The sequence below is a fragment of the Hydrogenophaga sp. GW456-12-10-14-TSB4 genome (assembly GCF_059424305.1).
Window position 1 is genome coordinate 90837 of record NZ_JBWKZH010000007.1, and the last position, 17476, is coordinate 108312.

Genomic DNA, 17476 nt, shown 5'->3' on the forward strand with positions numbered 1-17476 from the left:
CTGGCCTGCGGGGCGCGCTCAGGGCTTGGGGGGCGCGGAGGCCGCCGGCGCCGCGCCGGTCTGGCCGCCCTGCCCGGCCGCACCGCCCTGGCCGGCGGGGGCCGCGGGCTTGTCTTCCACCACGCGGTTGCCGTCCAGGCGCATCGCCAGGGGCTTGACGGTCTGGCCCACGCGGGCCTTCTGGAAACCGTCGACCATCACGCGGTCGCCGGCCTTCAGGCCTTCGAGCACCAGCCACTGGGTGCCCAGGGCCTGGCCCAGGCGGATCGGGCGCTTCTCGATCTTGTCCTCGGCGTTGATGAGCTGCACGCTGGGCTTGCCCGCCGGGTCGCGCTGCACCGCCTGCTGGGGCAGCACGATGGCTTCGCTGGCCTCGCCGGTGGACAGGCGCGCCCGCACGTACATGCCGGGCATCAGCAGGCGGTCGGGGTTGGGAAACACCGCGCGCAGGGTGATGGCGCCGGTGGTCTGGCTCACGGTGGCGCCGGTGAATTGCAGCTTGCCCGCGTGCGGGTAGCGGCTGCCGTCTTCCAGCGCCAGGCGCACCGGGGCGCCACCGGCCTCGACCTTGCCGAAGGTGCCGGCCTGCCACTGGCGCCGCAGCTCCAGCAGTTCGGAACTGGACTGGGTGATGTCCACGTAGATGGGATCGAGCTGGCTGATGGTGGTCAGCGCCTGGGCCTGGTTGGCGGTGACCAGCGAGCCGGGCAGCACCACGGAGAGGTCGGTCTGGCCGCTGATGGGGGCCACGATGCGGCTGTACTGCAGGTTGATGCGGGCGTTTTCCAGTGCGGCCTGGGCCACGGCCACGTCGGCGGCCGACTGGGCGACCTGGGCCTGGCTTTCGTCGAACACCTGACGGCTGATGGCGTCGATCTTCACCAGCTCGGCGTTGCGCTCGGCGTTGGTGCGGGCGGTCTGCGCGGAGGCGCGCGACTTGGCCAGGGCCGCCTCGGCGCTCTTGACGGTGGCTTCCAGCGTGCGGGCGTCGATCTGGTACAGCGGCTGCCCGGCCTTGACCACCGAGCCCTCGGTGAACAGCCGCTTCTGGAGGATGCCCGAGACCTGGGGGCGCACTTCCGCGCTCTGCGAGGCCCGGGTGCGGCCGGCCAGCTCGGTGTGCAGGCCCTGGGTCTGCAGCACCACCGTCAGGTAGCCGACCGGGGGCACCGGGGGCGCGGCGGCGGGGGCCTTCTTGTCGCCGCAGGCCGCCAGGGCCAGCACCGCCACGCCCGCCAGGGCCCAGGCCCAATGCCGCCCACCGGGTCGCTGTCGGGCGGCGGAAGAAGCGGCGGCGGACAGGGCGGCGGGGGGCACCCGGCGTGGCTCATCGGATGCGGCAGAGGTCAATGGCATGGAAGTCAGGACGGGCTGTGGGGTGGGAATGCGGCGAGACGACGGCAGTTGCTTCGGCAACCTGCCATTGTGCGCATGCAAACATGTCTGGAATGTAAACGCACCGAGGGGCCTCCAAAAAAGCCAGGTTCCGAGAAAAACCGCATCCCGGCCGGCCCGCCCCAGGACGGTGCGCGCCCCGATGGGGTGTCAGGGTCTGATCTGGAACGGCGGCCCCGGTTCCCGGCGACCGCTCAGGCCGTCAGGTCGGTCGGCCGCTGCGCCGAAGGGCCGGGCGCGAAGCCTTCTCGACGCCCTGGCGGCGCTTGCCGCCGCCGCGCCTTGCCGCCGCCTCGCTCCAGGCGTAGGCCGGCAGCGCCAGGGCCAGCGGCAGCAGGTAGTAGGCCGCGCGGTAGGCCAGCACCACCGCCAGCACCTCGGCCGTGGGCAGCGCGCCGCTGAGCGTGGCCACGAACACCGCCTCCAGCACCCCCAGGCCCGCCGGGACGTGCGTGACCACACCGGCCACGGCGGCCATCAGCAGCGCGCCGAGCACCGTGGCGAAATCCACCCGCCCGGCGAACAGCAGCCACACGATGCCGCCCATCAGCACCCAGTTCGCACCGCCCGCGAGCGCCTGCACCAGCGCCAGGCGGCCGCCCGGCAGCGCCAGCTCGTGGTGGCGCCACCGCAGCGTGCGGCGGCGCGACACCGCGCACAGCACCAGGTAGGCCAGCGCCAGCCCCACCATCGCCGCGCCGAGGCTGCGCAACACGGCGTCGCCCGGGGCCCACCCGGCCGGCAGAACCGGCGGCGACCACAGCAGCACGCCGCCGGCCACCCACAGGTAACCCAGCCAGTTCGTCGTCATGCTCAGCGCGATCACCTTGGCCACCGTGGCCGCGGCCACGCCCCAGCGCGTGTACAGGCGCAGCCGCATCGCTAAACCGCCCACCAGCGCGCCGAAGTTGAGGTTGAAGGCGTAGCTGATGGCGGCGGCGCCCAGCGTGCGCGGCACCGGCAGCCCGTGGCGCGTGAGATGGCGCCCCACCAGGTCGAAGCCGGCGTAGACCGTGCAGCTCAGCGCCGCGAGGCCGACCGCCAGGGCCAGCCGCCACGGCGGCAACTGCCGCAGCGATACCCACACCTGCGACCAGTCCACCGCCCGCGCCTGCTGCGCCACCAGGGCCAGCACCAGCGCGGCCAGGGCCCAGGGCGCCACGCGCTTCGTCCAGCGCCAGGCCTGCTGCCGGGCGGGACTCATGAGGGGTCCACGGTCATGGCGACCACGCGCGGCTCGCGGGCCGAGGTCTTGCGCGTCCAGTCGGGGAAACGCCGCAGCGCGTGGAACACCACCAGGCTGCGCACCGCGATCCAGGCCGACTGCAGCCGACCCGGCGTGGGCAGCTCCACACGCTGGCAGCAGGTTTGCAGCAGCTCGTCGATGCGCCCGCGCAGGTGGCGCGCGAAGGCCTCGTCGCGCACCACCACATTGGCCTCCAGGTTCAGGCTCAGGCTGGTGGGGTCCAGGTTGCTCGACCCCACGGTGGCCCAGATGTCGTCCACCACGGCCACCTTGCCGTGCAGCGGGCGCTCGTTGTATTCGTAGATGTTCACCCCGGCGCGCATGAGGTGCCGGTACAGCAGCTCGCTGGCCCGCTTGACCCACTGCATGTCGGGGCGCCCCTGAAGGAACAGATCCACCTGCACCCCCCGGCGCGCGGCGCGGCGCAGGTCGCGCAGAAAACGGTAGCCGGGGAAGAAGTAGGCGTTGGCGATCAGGATGCGCTGCCGCGCGCTGCGGATGGCGGCGCGGTAGTGGCGCTCGATGTCGCTGCGGTGTTCGTTGTTGTCGCGCGTGACAAAGGCGGCCAGCGCCCCGTCGCCGGTCACGGCCCCCAGGCCCTTGCGGCGAAGGCCTGCGCGCCAGCGACGCAGCCACTGGCCGCGCGCCGGCTGTGGGGCTTCGACGTTGGCGCGGCAGAAGGCCTGGATCTGCCCCACCAGGGGCCCCTCGACCTCCACCGCGTAGTCCTGCTTGGACAAGTCGCCGAACTCCATCAGGTGGTCGATCGAGTAATTGATGCCACCGACAAACGCCACCTTGCCGTCCACCACCACGATCTTGTTGTGCATGCGGCGCAGCAGGTTCACGCGCGCACCCAGCACCCACTGCGCAGGCTCGAAGGCGCGCAAATGCACGCCGGCTTCCAGCAGCGGTTGCGTGAACGAGGCCGGCAGGTCGGGCGAACCCCAGCCGTCCATCAGCACATGCACCTGGGCGCCACGCTGCGCGGCCTTCAGCAGGGCCTCGTGCAACTGGCGGCCCACCTTGTCGTCGAACAGGATGAAGGTCTCCAGCAGCACCTCTTTTTCAGCGGCGGCGATCGCCTCGAACACACGCGGGTAGTAGCCCTCGCCGTTCTCCAGCAGCGTGATGCGGTTGCCGGGCACCCAATGGGAATTCATGGTGTGACCTCCAGATGGATGTCGGCGGCCAGCGGTGCGTGATCAGACAGGCGGGCCCAGGGACGGCGCGGCATGGGCACCGGCAAGGCGCGCGCCACGCCGCGCACGTAGATGCGGTCCAGCCGCAGCAGGGGAAAGCCGGCAGGGAAGCTGCGCGCGTGGTGGCCGTGCGCCTGGCGAAACACCTCACGCAGGCCGCTGGGCGCCAGCAACTCGTCGGCGCGAAGGCGCCAGTCGTTGAAGTCGCCCGCCACCACCAGCGGCGAATCGGGCGGCACGTAGCGGCTCACGATGTCGCAGATCATGCCCAGCTGCTCGCGCCGGTGCGATTCGCGCAAGCCCAGGTGCGCGCACATCACGTGCATGTCCTGCCCCAGGCCCGGCACGTCCAGCACGCAGTGCAGCATGCCGCGCGGCTCGAAGCCGTGGATGGAGAGGTCGTGGTTCTCGTTGTGCAGCACCGGAAAGCGCGACATCACGGCATTGCCGTGGTCCAGCCCCTCGGCCACGGCGTTGCGGCCATAGGCATGCTGCGGCCAGATCTCGTCGGCCAGGAACTCGTATTGCGCGGCGCTCCGCCCGCTGCCGCCCTTCACTTCCTGCAGAAAGACGATGTCGCTGCCCATGGCCCGCACGGCATCGCGCAACCCGTGCAGCACGGAGCGGGTGTTGAAAACGTCGTAGCCCTTGTGGATGTTCACGGTGAGTACCTGCATGGCCCATGCTAGGCAAGGCAGCGACCCCCGCTCTGTCAGACAAACGCGCATTCACGCGCAGGCACACAGGCCGTCCGCTCGGGGGAGTGAACTCGATGGCACCGATCGCGACTCAGTGCGGGCCATCACAACCCACTTCATCCCATGATCCACCTGCCTTCAGACCTCCGCAACACCCCTTTCCTCGAAGTGCCCCAGCATCGGCCTGTCGCCCTGCGGCTCGATCAGTCGTTTCAGCACCCCGACGCCACCGAGCTGAACCAACTGCTCCAGGAGCTTGGGGACAGCCTCCATGTCGTCGACATCGAACAGGTCGGTTGGAAATTCGCCGATGCCAATGAAGATCAGAGCGATGCGATCCAGAAATGGTGCGAAACCCTGAACACCCAGCAGAACCGTGCCTTTGAACGAGGAAGAAACCACCGCCGTGTGCTGATGGAGACCACCCGGCTGCTCCCGCCCTACCTTGAGTTCAATGATTTCAAGAACCTGTATGACACCAGCCACAGCGTTCGGAACATCCTGCACAAGTTCAATCCGGTTCAGACCAAAGAACTCGAAGACGCCACGACGCTGTTGCGGAAGGCCTCTCTGATCAAAGGATCTGACCCAAAGCAAGACCTGAAGGTGTTCGACGGCCTGGTCACGCAGATCTCGGCCCTGCCCCCCGGGAGGCTCCAGATCCGGGCCTGGCTGAGATTGATTTCGACCATTCCCAAACTACCCGAAATACCCAAAAACCTGCGGGGCCTCAGGATCCTTTCGGTTTTGAAGCAAATTTCTTTGATGGAGCCGCATGGGCAAGTGCTGCCATTGACCGCCCTGGTGTATCTACTCACCCGAGCGGTGTTGGAGAACAACACCCCTCGCGATCACATTCGCCTGCCCCTGCAGACCAAAGGAGTCTTGTCGGAGCGCGACAGCTGGTTCGTGCTGAACATGGTGCACGGTCACATCCTGAAACTCACCCCGACAGAGCAGTGCACCAAACTCCTGCTGGCCTGGTTGGACGCGGCGGCAAGCCATACCTACGGAAAGAACTACGAAAGGCAGAGCGTAAAACGTGACATTGACGCCAACGTGTATGCCATCTTCGCCGACATCAAGTCCCGCAAGCCATCCGACATGGAGGCCACGCTGCTGAGAATCGAGGCCAGGATGATTGCCTTTTCAGGGTTTCGAGGGATCCGCTTTGACGCAGCACTGAAAGACACGCGCAAACTGAACGAGCAACAGACCGACCATTTGAGCAGGCTGATCGCGTACGCGGCTCATCCTCTCGTCTGGGGCGATGCCGCCTTGAAACCCTGCGATGGCTTGCTCAGGGAGATTCAAAGCGTGCCATCTCGTTCACAGCGGGCAGCCCTGTTGGCGCAGTGGTTGAAGACCCTGAAAGCGTTGCCACCCCATGAAATTTCGGGCCGATTTCGCAAGGCATGGCACATCCAGCTGTCGCTGAATGAGGGCGTGCTGAAACCATCGGACTTCGATCGATGGGTACGGGCCCTTGGGGTGGTGCCGAAAGACGCGATCGCAGAGGCATTCAAGAACTTGCTGAAATTCGCCGTGGCGCTGGAAGCATCCCCACAACGGCAGAGGGCCTTGCAGACCCTGGAAGAGCAACTGCACCTGCTGCCATCTGAATCGCGCGCGGAAATGGGTCAGTTGCTCAGCAACGAACGGGGCATCTAGTCACCGCACCAAGCCAGGGCACCCCGGCGCACCTGAGCGCACCCGGTGGCAGCGGCTCACCCTTCTTTTGGTGCATGGCCAGCGACAAAGTCCCCGGAAACCGCTGGCACGCTTTCTGCTCACACAGACACCGCAAGAAGAGCGATCTGGGGTCCGCCCCGAGACAGCTCGGCACTCAGGTGCACTAGGGTTCCGACCACGCAGGGTGCGTGGTGTCTGGTCCGAGAGTGTGCCGGCCTCATCGCAGGCTCCACGGAGGGACAAAAGCCCGGGAGAACGATCACAGATCGGTTCTTCCTGCGCGTCCCACCAACCCATGGAGTCCTCTGATGAACAGCACCGCCCTCCCTGCATCCCCCTCCCGGCGCAACCACTTCCTCAAGCCCGCCCTGGGCCTGGCCCTGTCGCTGGCCGCCGCCGGCGCGTTCGCGCAGGCACCCGCCCCCATGAAGATCGCCACCGTGGTGTGGATCGGCTACGGCCCGTTCTATGTGGCCGAAGCCCTGGACCTCTACAAGAAATACAACCTCAAGGTCTCGCTGCAGGTCTTCAACGACCCGGCGCTGATCCCGGCGGCCATCGCCTCGGGCGCGGTGGACGGCGGCATGCTGACCTACGACCAGGTGGTGGGCCAGGTGGCGGCGGGCCGCAACATGAAGGTGGTGATGCCGATCGATTACTCCAACGGCGGCGACGCCATCGTGGCCGACGGCAGCATCACCAAGGTGGCTGATTTCAAAGGCAAGAAGATCGGCTACAACCCGCTCTCGCCGAGCGACTTCCTGCTCTCCTACGCGCTCAAGACGGTGAACCTGAGCGAGAAGGACATCACCCCGGTGAGCATGACGCCTGAAGCCGTGCCGGCCGCCATGGCCTCGGGCCAGTTGCCCATCGGCGTGACCTACGAGCCCAGCCTGTCGCAGATCCTCGGCCAGGGTGGCGGCAAGAAGTTCAAGGTGGTGTTCTCCTCGAAGAACGCGCCCGGCCTGATCGCCGACGTGCTGGTGTTCGACGACAAGGTCATCAAGGCCAAGCCGGCCGAGATCACCGGCATCATGAAGGCCTACCTCGACGGCATGGCCTACATGAAGGCCAAGCCGGCCGAGGCGCACAAGATCATCGGCAAGTTCATGGGCGTGTCCGCCGCCGAGGTGAAGGAACAGCTCACCGGCGTCTACAACATCCCGCTGGCCGAGATGCCCAAGGCCTTCCTGCCCGCGAAGGAAACCACCTCGTACTACGCCAGCGGCGACATCATCGCCCAGCTGCTCAAGGCCAAGGGCCAGATCACCACGATCCCCGCCACCGAAGCCACGTTCGACGCCGGCCTCGTCAAGGCCATGGTCGCGAAGTAAGCCGCCATGACATCGGTGTTCCGCTATGAGGACGGCGTGTGGCCCAACGTGGCCGCCCTCGCCTTCACGCTGCTGGGCTGGCCCGCAGGCATCGTCCTGCTCGGCCAGGCCAACGGCTGGCTCAACGCGCTGGGCGTGCTGCTGGTGGCGCAGACCCTGGTGTGGTCGGCCTACTTCATCCACGAGTTCGCGCACTACGCGATCTTCAAGACGCCACAGGCCAACGAGCGCTGGGGCACGCTCATGAGCTGGATCAACGGCAGCTGCTTCGCCAGCTTCGCCGACCTGCGCCGCAAGCACATGCGGCACCACGTCGAGCGCGCCGATGTGATCACCTTCGACGCCCAGGCCTTCCTGCGCGCCCACCCCGTCATCCGCCGCACCGTGCTGGCGCTGGAATGGGCCTACGTCCCGGCGGTGGAGTTCGTCATGCGCGGCTTCGTGATCGCCATGCCCTTCATGGGTGAGAAGAAGAAAGCCGCGCGCGGCCGCGTGATCGGCATCGCGCTGGTGCGCATTGCCGCCTGGGTGGCGCTGGGCTGGTGGTCGCTCAAGGCGCTGGTGCTTTACGCGCTGGCTTACCTGATCTTCGTCACCGTGCTGCGCTTTGCCGACTGCTTCCAGCACACCTACGACGCCTACCCCATCCTCGACGACACGCCCATTCCCAAGGACAAGGTGCGCGACCGCGTCTACGAGCAGGCCAACACCTTCAGCGACGTGGTGAGCCTGGACGCCAAGTGGCTCAACCTGGTGTGGCTCAACTTCGGTTTCCACAACGCGCACCACGAGCGCCCCACCGCCCCCTGGTACCGCCTGCCGGCTTTCCACCGCGAGCTGTACCCGGCCGACTATGCGCAGGTGGTCACGGTGCGCGAGCTGCTGCGCAGCTTCCACATCAACCGCGTCAGGCGCGTGCTGGCCAGCAACTACGGCGCGGTGCAGCCCCCGGGCACGCCGGGCCGTGCCGATGGCTTCCTGGGCGCCGTCGGTGTGTCGTTCCTGACGGCTGTTTGACATGGCCGCTGTCCGCTACGGCCTGGAAGGCAAGACCGTGCTCGTCACCGGCGCGGCCGGCGGCATCGGCAGCGCGCTGGCGCGGGCCTTCGCCGCGCAGGGCGCGCGGCTGATGCTGCTCGACCGGGCCGACACCTCCCTGCCCGTGCTCAGCGCCGAGCTCGACGCCACCGCCGCCGTGTGCGACCTGGCCGACCCCGCGCAGATCGCGCGCATTGCCCAGCAGGTGCGCGAGCGCTGGGGCACGCTCGATGTGCTGGTGAACAACGCCGGCACCGAATACCCCACACCGCTGGCCGACCGATCGCCCGAAGCCATGGCGCGCTGGTCCGGCCTGCTGGACAACAACGTCGGCTCCATGGTGCGGCTCACGCAGGCCCTGCTGCCGGTGCTGCCGCGCGGCGCGAGCGTGATCAACCAGAGCTCGATCTGGGGCCGCATCGGCGTGGCCGGTTTCTCGGCCTACGCGGCGAGCAAACACGCGGTGGTCGGCCTCACGCGCTCGCTCGCGCTGGAACTCGGCCCGCGCGGCATCCGCGTCAACGCGGTCTGCCCCGGCTGGGTGCGCACGGCCGCCGCGCTGCGCTCGCTCACCGCCATGGCGCAGGAACAGGGCCGCAGCGAAGCCGAGGTGGAGCGCGAGATCCTCTCGAAACAGGCCCGGCCCGTGATGCTCACGCCCGACGACCTCGCCGGCGTGTTCCTCTTCCTCGCCAGCGACGGCGCGGCTCCGCTCACCGGGCAGTGCCTGGTGGCCAGCCACGGCGAGGTGATGGCATGAAGCACGCGCTTTCCCTTCAAGGCAGGACCGCGCTGGTCACCGGCGCGGCCACCGGCATCGGTCGCGCCATCGCGATCCTGTTCGCGCAGGCCGGCGCGCGCGTGGTGGTCAACCACCTGGGGCAGGCCGAGGCCGCGCAGGCCGTGGTGCAGACGATCCAGCGCGAGGGCGGCGAGGCCTTCGCGATCGACGCCGACGTCAGCCGCGCCGACGCGGTGCAGCGCCTCGCGGCCGAAGCGGGCGAAGTCCACATCCTGGTCAACAACGCCGGCATCATCCAGGAGAAACCTTTCCTCGACACCACCGAAGCCGACTGGGACCGGATGCTCGGCGTCGATCTCAAATCGGTCTTCCTCACCTCGCGCGCCGTGCTGCCGGGCATGGTGGCGCGCGGCAGCGGCGTCATCGTCAACCTCGCGTCCGACCTCGGCATCCTGGGCCGGGAGTTGTACGCGCCCTACTGCGCGGCCAAGGCCGGCGTGATCGGGCTCACCCGCTCGCTGGCGCGCGAGTTCGCGCCGCGCGGCATCCGCGTCAACGCCATCGCCCCCGGCCCGGTGAACACCGCCATGGTCTCGCTGGAGAACATGAGCCCCGAGTGGATCGAGAAGGAGCTGGCGATCCCACAGCACCGCGTGGCCGAGCCCGAGGAGATCGCGGCCACCGCGCTCTTCCTCGCCAGCGACCTCTCGCGCTTCTACTGCGGCCAGGTGCTGGGACCCAACGGCGGATCGGTGATGCCATGAGGGTGGTTTCCGACCGCCTCGCCACCGGCGTGCTGCTGTTCTCGGCCTCGCTCTGGGGCCTGTCCTGGATGCCGCTGAAGTGGTTCATCGCGCAGGGCCTGAGCGGGCCGGTGGTCTCGCTCGTCTCGTACGGCGCGGTGGGCTTGTGCGCGCTGGTCTTCATCTGGCGCGAGCGCGCGGCCTGGCGCGCGCACGGGGTCTGGCTGCTGGCGCTCGCGCTGGTGGGCGGCTGGGCCAACACCTCCTTCGTCAACGCCCTCATGGTGGGCGACGTGGTGCGCGTGATGTTCCTGTTCTACCTCTCGCCCGTGTGGTCGGTGTTGGGCGGCTGGCTGTTCCTGAAGGAGCGCATCCCGCCCACGCGCTGGGCCGCCGTGGGCGCGGCCATCGTGGGCCTGTGGCTGGTGCTGGGCGGCCCGGGCGCGGTGGACTGGTCGCTCTCGCTGTCCGATGGGCTCGCGCTCTCCGCCGGCCTGGCCTTCGCGGGCAACAACCTCCTCGCCCGCGCCGCGCAGGGCGTGCCCCTGCAGAGCAAGACCTTCGCGGTCTTCGTCGGCTGCGGCGCCATCTCGCTGGCGGTCACCGCCTCAGTGGGCCACGGCCTGCCCGCCCTGTCCGCCGGCGTGTGGCTCGCGGTGCTGGCCTACGGCTTCGTCTGGCTGCTGCTGGCCACGGCCACCTGGCAATTCGGTGTGACCCACCTGGAAAGCAGCCGGGCCGGCGTGATCCTGTTGGCCGAACTCGTGGTGGCCGTGCTCACCGCGCTGTGGTTCGGCGGCGAAACCCTCACGCCCATGGGCTGGGCCGGCGGCACGCTCATTGCCGTGGCCGCGCTGGTGGAAGCCCTGGACAACCGGACGACCGAACCCCGACCCCAACCCGCCCCGACAGGAGGATGACCCGATGACCGACACCGTGTGGATGAACCAGCTTTCGTGGCTGGACTACCAGGCCCGCGTACAAAAAGACCAGCCGCCCGTGCTGCTGCCCGTGGGCGCGCTCGAACAGCACGGCCCGCACCTGCCCCTGGGCACCGACGGCCTGCTCTCCAGCGCCGTCGCCGCGGACACCGCCGCGCTGGTCGGCGGCCTGGTGGCGCCCACGCTCTCCTACGGCTACAAATCCCAGCCCAAGTGCGGCGGCGGCCAGCACTTCTGCGGCACCACCAGCGTGGACGCCGCCACCCTCATCGGTCAGGTGCGCGATGCGGTGCGCGAGTTCGCGCGCCACGGCCTCACGAAACTCGTGATCGTCAACGGCCACTACGAGAACCAGTGGTTCCTGATCGAAGGCATCGACCTCGGCCTGCGCGACCTCGGCCCCGGCGCGAAGCTGCAGGTGATGCGCCTGGAGTACTGGGACTTCATGACGCCCGAGACCCTGGGCGACGTGTTCCCCGACGGCTTCCCCGGCTTCGCGCTCGAACACGCCGCCGTGCTGGAGACCTCCATGATGCTGCACTACCATCCCAACCTCGTGCGCATGGACCTGCTGCCCGACGACGGGCCAGCCGACTTCCCGCCCTACGAGATGTACCCGCCGCGCACCGACTGGGTGCCCGCCTCCGGCGTGCTCTCGTCCGCCAAAGGCTCGGACGCGGTGAAAGGCAAACTGCTGGCCGACGAGGTGGCGCGCCGCATGGCCGAGGCCGTGCGCACCGGTTTCGAGAGACCCGCCGCATGACCACGGCGCTCATCGTGATCGACATGCAGCGCGACTTCTGCAGCCCCGGCGGCTACGCCGACACCGCCGGCATGGACGTGCAGCGCCTGCGCGAACCCATTGCCCGCATCCAGCAGCTGCTGACCGCCGCGCGCGCCAAGGGCCTGGTGGTGGTGCACACGCGCGAAGGCCACCTGCCCGACCTGAGCGACTGCCCACCCGCCAAGCTCGCGCGCAGCACCGCCGCCGGCGCGGCCATCGGCAGCCAGGGGCCGCTGGGCCGGTTGCTGGTGCGCGGCGAACAAGGCCACGACTTCGTGGACGCCCTCAAACCCGCCGCCGGCGAGTTCGTGATCGACAAGCCTGGCTACGGCGCCTTCCACCAGACGCGCCTCGCGCAACTGCTCGACGCACAGGAAGTGGACCGGCTCATCCTCTGCGGCGTGACCACCGAGGTCTGCGTGCACTCCACCTTGCGCGAGGCGGTGGACCGAGGCTTCACCTGCACCACCGTGGGCGACGCCACGGCCGCCAGCCACCCCGCGCTGCAGGCGCCCGCGCTGGCCATGATCGACGTGGAAGGCGGTATCTTCGGCCGCGTGCGCAGCACCGCCGAGGTGGTGGCCGAACTCGGTGCCTGAAGCCACCATGATCTCCATCCCCGACCGCTACCACGGCGTGTGGCAACGCACGTTGCTTGAAACGCCCGAGGGCCGCGACACCACCAGCTGGGTGCACTGGCTCCAGACCGGTCTGTGGCACGGCGACCTGCGCGTGCCCGCCGGCGCCGATCGAAGCACCCCCGCCGGCCGCGCGCAGCAACAGGGCTTTGCCGGCACCACCGCCATCACCCGCCCCGACCCGGCGTTGCCCGAGGTCTGCACCTGGCAAAGGACGATCGACTTCCAGCCTCCGCGCAGCACGCCCGATGCGGGCCACATGGTGTTCGAGACGCCGGATCGCGTGATCGAGACCGGCATCCACGGCACCTACCTCGAAGTGTGGGAACGCCTGCCCGGCTCCACCGGCCAACGCATCGCGCTCGCCGCGCTGGATGCCGCAGGCGAGCCCACGGCCGAACGCCTGCTCGTGAGCGGCCAGTACCTCATGCACCTGCGGCCACGCGCCGTGCCCTGGCCCGCCGGCACCGCGCCCGACGACACCCTGGCCCAGGTGGTGCAGCGCCACGCGGCCGGTGCCGACGCGCTGCTGGACTTCGAGATCGCGTTCGGCACGTGGCGCGACGGCGCGTGGGCGATCGAACGCGCCACGCAGCCCGCCCTCGAAGGCAGCGCCAGGCCTTGCACGCTGGCCCGCGCGAACGACACACAGGCGACCGTGAAAAGCGAAGGGCTGCGGTCGATCTGGCGCGTGCTCGAGTGGCACGCACCCGACTGAGATGCGGCCCCCCGCGCACCGCAGGTGTGCGCGCTTGCGGGCATGCAACTTGCGCTGAAAGCGATGCGATCAACACCCACCAGGAGTTCCACCATGCCATCCACCACCCCGTTCAACCGCCGCGCCGCGCTGGCCGCCCTGCTGCTCCCGCTTGCCCTGTGGGCCGGCACGGCACAGGCCGCCAACCTCGATGAAATCAAGAAGCGCGGCTACCTGGTCGTCGTCACCGAGGACGACTTCAAACCGTTTGAATTCATCAAGGACGGCAAGCCCACCGGCTTCAACCACGAGATGGTCGATGCGCTGCGCAAGTACGCACCGTTCGAGATCCGCCAGGAGATCCTGCCCTGGCCCGGCATCCTGGCGGGCGTCGCCACCGGCAAGTACGACATCGCCATCAGCGCCATCCTGATGACGAAGGAGCGCACGCAGTCGCTGGACTTCAGCAGCCCCATCGCCGACGCCACGCACTACTACGTCAAGCGCAAGGACGACAGCAGCATCAAGTCCATCAAGGACCTCAACGGCAAGACCGTGGGCGTGCAGACCGGCAGCGCCTTCCTCAGCCGCCTTCCCGAGCTGCAGGCCATGCTGGCCAAGGACGGCGGCAAGATCGGCAAGGTCGTGGAATACGCATCCTACCCCGAGGCCTACCAGGACCTCGCGCTCAAACGCACCGACTACGTCATCAACACCGTCATCAACCTCAAGGCGCTGGTGAGCGAGAAGCCCGGCGTGTTCGAGCTGGGTCAGCCGGTATCGGGCAAGGCCTACCCCGCCTGGGCCATGAAGAAGGGCAATACCGAGCTGCAGAAGTTCATGAACGACTTCATCGCCGCGCAAAAGGCCAACGGTGTGATGCCCGCCCTGCAGAAGAAGTGGTTCGGCGAGTCCTTCAACCTGCCCGCCAGCTACACGCCGGAAAACTGATCGCCGCGCATGAGCCTGGCCGATGTCCTGACGATCTTCCACGGCGCGCTGACCACGCTGCTGCTGTCGGTCGCCGGCATCGCGCTGGGCCTGCCGCTGGGGCTGGGCCTGGCGCTGTTGCGCTGGGGCAAGGTGCCGCTGCTCAACCCGGCGGTGGCGGTGTACGTGAGCCTGCTGCGGGCCACGCCGCTGGTCACGCTGGTGCTGCTGCTGTTCTTCGCCCTGCCCAGCGCCGGGATCTCGCTGGGGCCGGTCACGGCCGGCCTGCTGGCGCTCACGCTCAACACCGCCGCGTTCAACTGCGAGGTGTGGCGCGCCGCGCTGCTGGACCTGCCCAAAGACCAGATCGAAGCCGCGCAGTCGGTCGGCATGGGGCGCGCGCTGCGCTTTCGGCGCATCGTGCTGCCGCAGATCGCGCGCACGGCGTTGCCCGGTCTCATCAACGAGATGTCGCTGCTGATCAAGCTCACCCCTGTGCTGGCCGTGGTGGGCGTGGTGGACATCACGCGCGCGGCCGTGCGCATCGGCGCGCAGACCTACGAGCCGCTGCCGCCTTTCCTGGTGGCCCTGGCCATCTATGTGCCCATCGTCTTCGCGCTGGTGAGCGCGCAGCGCTGGGTGGAGCGCCTCATGGCGCGCCGTGAGGCTGCCGCATGATGGCCGACTTCGCCACCGTGTGGTCCGAGCGCGGGCTGCTGTTCTCCGGCCTGGGCAACACCGTGCTGCTCTCGCTGCTGGCCGCACTGGCCGGCCTGGCGCTGGGCGCCCTGCTCTCCATGCTGCTCATGAGCCCGAAGAAGGCACTGGCCGCGCCCGCCAAAGTGTTCGTGGACGCGGCGCGCTGCACACCCTTCCTGCTGTTCGCCTACATCGTCTACTACGGCCTGCCCTCGCTCGGGCTGCAGTTCGATGCCTGGAGCGCCGGCCTGCTGGCGCTCACCGTCTACCACGCGGCCTACATGGCGGAGATCCTGCGCGCAGCCTGGGCCGCGCAGCCGCGCGCGCCCATCGAGGCGGGCCTCGCGTTCGGCTACAGCGGCTTCGGCCTGTTCCGGCGGGTCGTGCTGCCGCCGCTGGCCCTGTCCAGCGCACCGGTGCTGGGCAACCAGGTGATCCAGATCATCAAGGACAGCGCCTTCCTCACCATCATCACGCTGCCCGAACTCACGAACGCGGTGAACTCCATCCAGTCGCGGCACTTCATCCCTTTTGCGGCCTTCGTCACCGCCGTGCTGCTGTACTGGGCGCTGTGCCTGGTGGTGGAAGCCGGCGTCTGCGCCGTCGGGCGCCTGGCCGAGGCGCGCCGTTGAGTGGCTTTCCGGAACCGACCATGCCCACGCTCATCCCCCTTCTCAGCGTCGTCTCGCTCAACAAGAGCTTCGGCAGCCTGCGCGTGCTGGAAGACATTTCCTTCAACGTGCAGCGCGGCGAAACCGTGTGCCTGCTCGGCCCGTCCGGCTCCGGCAAGTCCACGCTGCTGCGCTGCATCAACTGGCTCGAACGGCCCGACGGCGGTCGCGTGCTGCTGGACAGCCAGCCCATCGGGATCACCTCCGGCGGCGTGGTGATGAACGACCGGCAGCTCGCGCAGGTGCGCACCCGCATCGGCATGGTGTTCCAGCAATTCGCGCTGTGGCCGCACCTCACCGTGCTGCAGAACGTGATGGAAGCGCCGGTGCATGTGCAGCGAAGGCCCAAAGACGAGGTGCGCGCCGAGGCCGAAGCGCTGCTGCGCCGCGTGGGCCTGCACGACAAGCGAGATGTGTTCCCCGCCCGCCTCTCTGGCGGCCAGAAGCAGCGCGTGGGCATTGCGCGCGCCCTGGCCATGAAACCCGCGCTGATGCTGTTCGACGAGCCCACCAGCGCGCTCGACCCCGAGCTGGTGGGCGAGGTGCTCGCCGTCATGCGCGACCTGGCGCGCGAGGGCATGACCATGGTGGTGGTGACCCATGAAATGGCCTTCGCCCGCGAAGCCGCGAACCGCGTGGTCTTCATGGACCGGGGCGTGGTGGTCGAGACCGGCACGCCCGAGCAGTTCTTCTCGGCGCCTGCCACCGAGCGCGGCCGGCAGTTTCTGCAGCGCTACGCCGAAGGGCGGACTGCGGCGGCCTGATCACCCCCGCGAGTAGACCAGCCCCGACGCCACGCCGCCGAACAGATCACCCTCCACCAGCGGCACGCCAGGAAACTCCGCCTGCAGCGCGAGCTGGAAAGGCCGCAGAGCCGACGAACCACCGGTGAGGTAGATCGCGTCCAGCGAGGCATCGCCCAGCCCGGCGCGCTGCACGCACTCGCGCGCGCACTGCACCGCGCGCGCCAGCAGCGCGTCCAGGTGCGCGGCCATGTCGCCAGGGGCGAGCCCGGCCTCCAACCCGGGCTCCACACCCGAGAGATCCACCGTGGTCGGCGCGTCCTGCTGCGAGCAGCGAATCTTGGCCTGTTCCACCTCGTGCGCGATGCGGTGCCCGTCGCGCTGCTGCAGCACCCGCATCAGGCGCTGGTGCAGCTGCACGTCGGTGTAGTTCACGCGCAGCCCCTGCGCCTGGCTGATCGCGCGCGGCAGGTACAGCCACTGGATCAGGTGCCAGGTGGACAAGTCCATGAACACGCGGTTGGGCACCTCGCGCCCCTGCGGCCCATGGTGCCGGTAGCCCAGCAGCGGCATCACGCGCTCCAGGCTCAAACGCTGGTCAAAGTCCGTGCCGCCAATGTGCACGCCTGACGTGGCCAGCACGTCGCTGCTGCGGTCGGCCTGGGCCATGCGCTGTGGGCCCAGGCGCACCACGGTGAAGTCCGATGTGCCCCCGCCCACGTCCACCACCAGCACGAGGCTTTCGCGCGTGAGGCGGCGCTCGTGGTCCAGTGCGGCAGCGATGGGCTCGAACTGGAACGACACGGCCTCGAAGCCCACCGCCAGCGCCGCCTCGTGCAGCGACTGCTGGGCCTGCGCGTCGCGCGCGGAGTCGTCGTCCACGAAATGCACGGGCCTGCCCATCACCACGCGCGTGGGTGCATGGCCCAGCGTGCGGGCCGCGCGCTCTCGCAGCTCGGCCAGGAAGATCTCCACGATCTGCTGGAAGCTCACCTGCTGGTGGTTCACCGCCGTGGATTCATTCAGCAGCGGGCTGCCCAGCAGGCTTTTGAGCGAGCGCAGCAGGCGCCCCTCGGTGCCGGCAAGGTACTGCGCCACCGCATCGCGGCCGAAGTGCGTGAGGCGGTCCTCGGCGTTGAAGAACACCGCCGTGGGCAGGTTCGTGGCCGCGCCTTCCATCGGCAGCAGCCGTGAGAGGCCATTGGGTTCGGCCCAGGAGACGGCGGAGTTGGACGTGCCGAAGTCGATGCCCAGCGTGCCGGGTGAATGAAAGTGCATGAAGG

At 68.8% G+C, this 17476-nt stretch carries 18 protein-coding genes and 1 riboswitch; of the genes, 13 read left to right on the forward strand and 5 right to left on the reverse strand.

The genetic code is table 11. The annotated features are described in order from the left end of the window. Positions 1-18: 18 nt before the first annotated feature. The 4 genes from AC07ZS_RS05930 to AC07ZS_RS05945 form a co-directional block, all read right to left on the reverse strand. On the reverse strand, positions 19-1356 hold the full coding sequence (locus AC07ZS_RS05930; RefSeq protein WP_494797655.1) for an efflux RND transporter periplasmic adaptor subunit: 1338 nt from the start codon (positions 1354-1356) through the stop codon (positions 19-21). 241 nt (positions 1357-1597) lie between these two features. Continuing rightward, positions 1598-2599 carry a lysylphosphatidylglycerol synthase domain-containing protein gene (locus AC07ZS_RS05935; protein ID WP_494797656.1) on the reverse strand — a complete coding sequence of 334 codons (1002 nt, stop codon included), beginning with the start codon at positions 2597-2599 and terminating at the stop codon, positions 1598-1600. After that, positions 2596-3804: a cardiolipin synthase ClsB gene (gene clsB, locus AC07ZS_RS05940; protein WP_494797657.1), complete on the reverse strand. Its 1209-nt coding sequence runs from the start codon at positions 3802-3804 to the stop codon at positions 2596-2598. The genes AC07ZS_RS05935 and clsB overlap by 4 nt, the downstream gene beginning before the upstream one ends. After that, positions 3801-4520, reverse strand: a complete 720-nt coding sequence (locus AC07ZS_RS05945) for an endonuclease/exonuclease/phosphatase family protein (protein WP_494797658.1) — start codon at positions 4518-4520, stop codon at positions 3801-3803. The genes clsB and AC07ZS_RS05945 overlap by 4 nt, the downstream gene beginning before the upstream one ends. 144 nt (positions 4521-4664) lie before the next feature. On the opposite strand from AC07ZS_RS05945, the gene AC07ZS_RS05950 reads away from it, so the two are divergent. From AC07ZS_RS05950 to AC07ZS_RS06010, 13 genes are all read left to right on the forward strand, one after another. Continuing rightward, positions 4665-6212, forward strand: a complete 1548-nt coding sequence (locus AC07ZS_RS05950) for a hypothetical protein (RefSeq protein WP_494797659.1) — start codon at positions 4665-4667, stop codon at positions 6210-6212. A 173-nt stretch (positions 6213-6385) separates the two neighbouring features. Continuing rightward, positions 6386-6489, forward strand: a riboswitch (guanidine-I (ykkC/yxkD leader). Between the two features lie 52 nt (positions 6490-6541). Beyond that, a complete protein-coding gene (locus AC07ZS_RS05955; RefSeq protein ID WP_494797660.1) occupies positions 6542-7567 on the forward strand; it encodes an ABC transporter substrate-binding protein in 1026 nt (341 codons plus the stop codon). A 6-nt stretch (positions 7568-7573) separates the two neighbouring features. Next, on the forward strand, positions 7574-8584 hold the full coding sequence (locus AC07ZS_RS05960; RefSeq protein ID WP_494797661.1) for a fatty acid desaturase family protein: 1011 nt from the start codon (positions 7574-7576) through the stop codon (positions 8582-8584). Position 8585: 1 nt separating this feature from the next. Beyond that, a complete protein-coding gene (locus AC07ZS_RS05965) occupies positions 8586-9365 on the forward strand; it encodes an SDR family NAD(P)-dependent oxidoreductase (protein WP_494797662.1) in 780 nt (259 codons plus the stop codon). Next, entirely contained in the window at positions 9362-10111 is a 750-nt protein-coding gene (locus AC07ZS_RS05970) for an SDR family NAD(P)-dependent oxidoreductase (RefSeq protein WP_494797663.1), read from the forward strand. The genes AC07ZS_RS05965 and AC07ZS_RS05970 overlap by 4 nt, the downstream gene beginning before the upstream one ends. Then, entirely contained in the window at positions 10108-11010 is a 903-nt protein-coding gene (locus AC07ZS_RS05975) for a DMT family transporter (RefSeq protein WP_494797664.1), read from the forward strand. The genes AC07ZS_RS05970 and AC07ZS_RS05975 overlap by 4 nt, the downstream gene beginning before the upstream one ends. A 4-nt stretch (positions 11011-11014) precedes the next feature. Next, the gene (locus tag AC07ZS_RS05980) at positions 11015-11794 is read left to right on the forward strand and encodes a creatininase (RefSeq protein WP_494797665.1); all 780 of its coding nucleotides are present in this window, start codon (positions 11015-11017) and stop codon (positions 11792-11794) included. Then, positions 11791-12414, forward strand: a complete 624-nt coding sequence (locus AC07ZS_RS05985) for a cysteine hydrolase family protein (RefSeq protein WP_494797666.1) — start codon at positions 11791-11793, stop codon at positions 12412-12414. The genes AC07ZS_RS05980 and AC07ZS_RS05985 overlap by 4 nt, the downstream gene beginning before the upstream one ends. A gap of 7 nt (positions 12415-12421) precedes the next feature. Further along, entirely contained in the window at positions 12422-13171 is a 750-nt protein-coding gene (locus tag AC07ZS_RS05990; RefSeq protein ID WP_494797667.1) for a hypothetical protein, read from the forward strand. Between the two features lie 93 nt (positions 13172-13264). Further along, on the forward strand, positions 13265-14101 hold the full coding sequence (locus AC07ZS_RS05995) for a transporter substrate-binding domain-containing protein (protein WP_494797668.1): 837 nt from the start codon (positions 13265-13267) through the stop codon (positions 14099-14101). Positions 14102-14110: 9 nt separating this feature from the next. Beyond that, a complete protein-coding gene (locus AC07ZS_RS06000; protein ID WP_494797669.1) occupies positions 14111-14758 on the forward strand; it encodes an amino acid ABC transporter permease in 648 nt (215 codons plus the stop codon). Continuing rightward, on the forward strand, positions 14755-15411 hold the full coding sequence (locus tag AC07ZS_RS06005) for an amino acid ABC transporter permease (protein ID WP_494797670.1): 657 nt from the start codon (positions 14755-14757) through the stop codon (positions 15409-15411). The genes AC07ZS_RS06000 and AC07ZS_RS06005 overlap by 4 nt, the downstream gene beginning before the upstream one ends. 20 nt (positions 15412-15431) lie before the next feature. Beyond that, positions 15432-16214: an amino acid ABC transporter ATP-binding protein gene (locus tag AC07ZS_RS06010; RefSeq protein ID WP_494797671.1), complete on the forward strand. Its 783-nt coding sequence runs from the start codon at positions 15432-15434 to the stop codon at positions 16212-16214. Here AC07ZS_RS06010 and AC07ZS_RS06015 read toward each other — a convergent pair whose 3' ends face one another. Continuing rightward, on the reverse strand, positions 16215-17471 hold the full coding sequence (locus AC07ZS_RS06015; protein WP_494797672.1) for an Hsp70 family protein: 1257 nt from the start codon (positions 17469-17471) through the stop codon (positions 16215-16217). Positions 17472-17476: the final 5 nt, after the last annotated feature.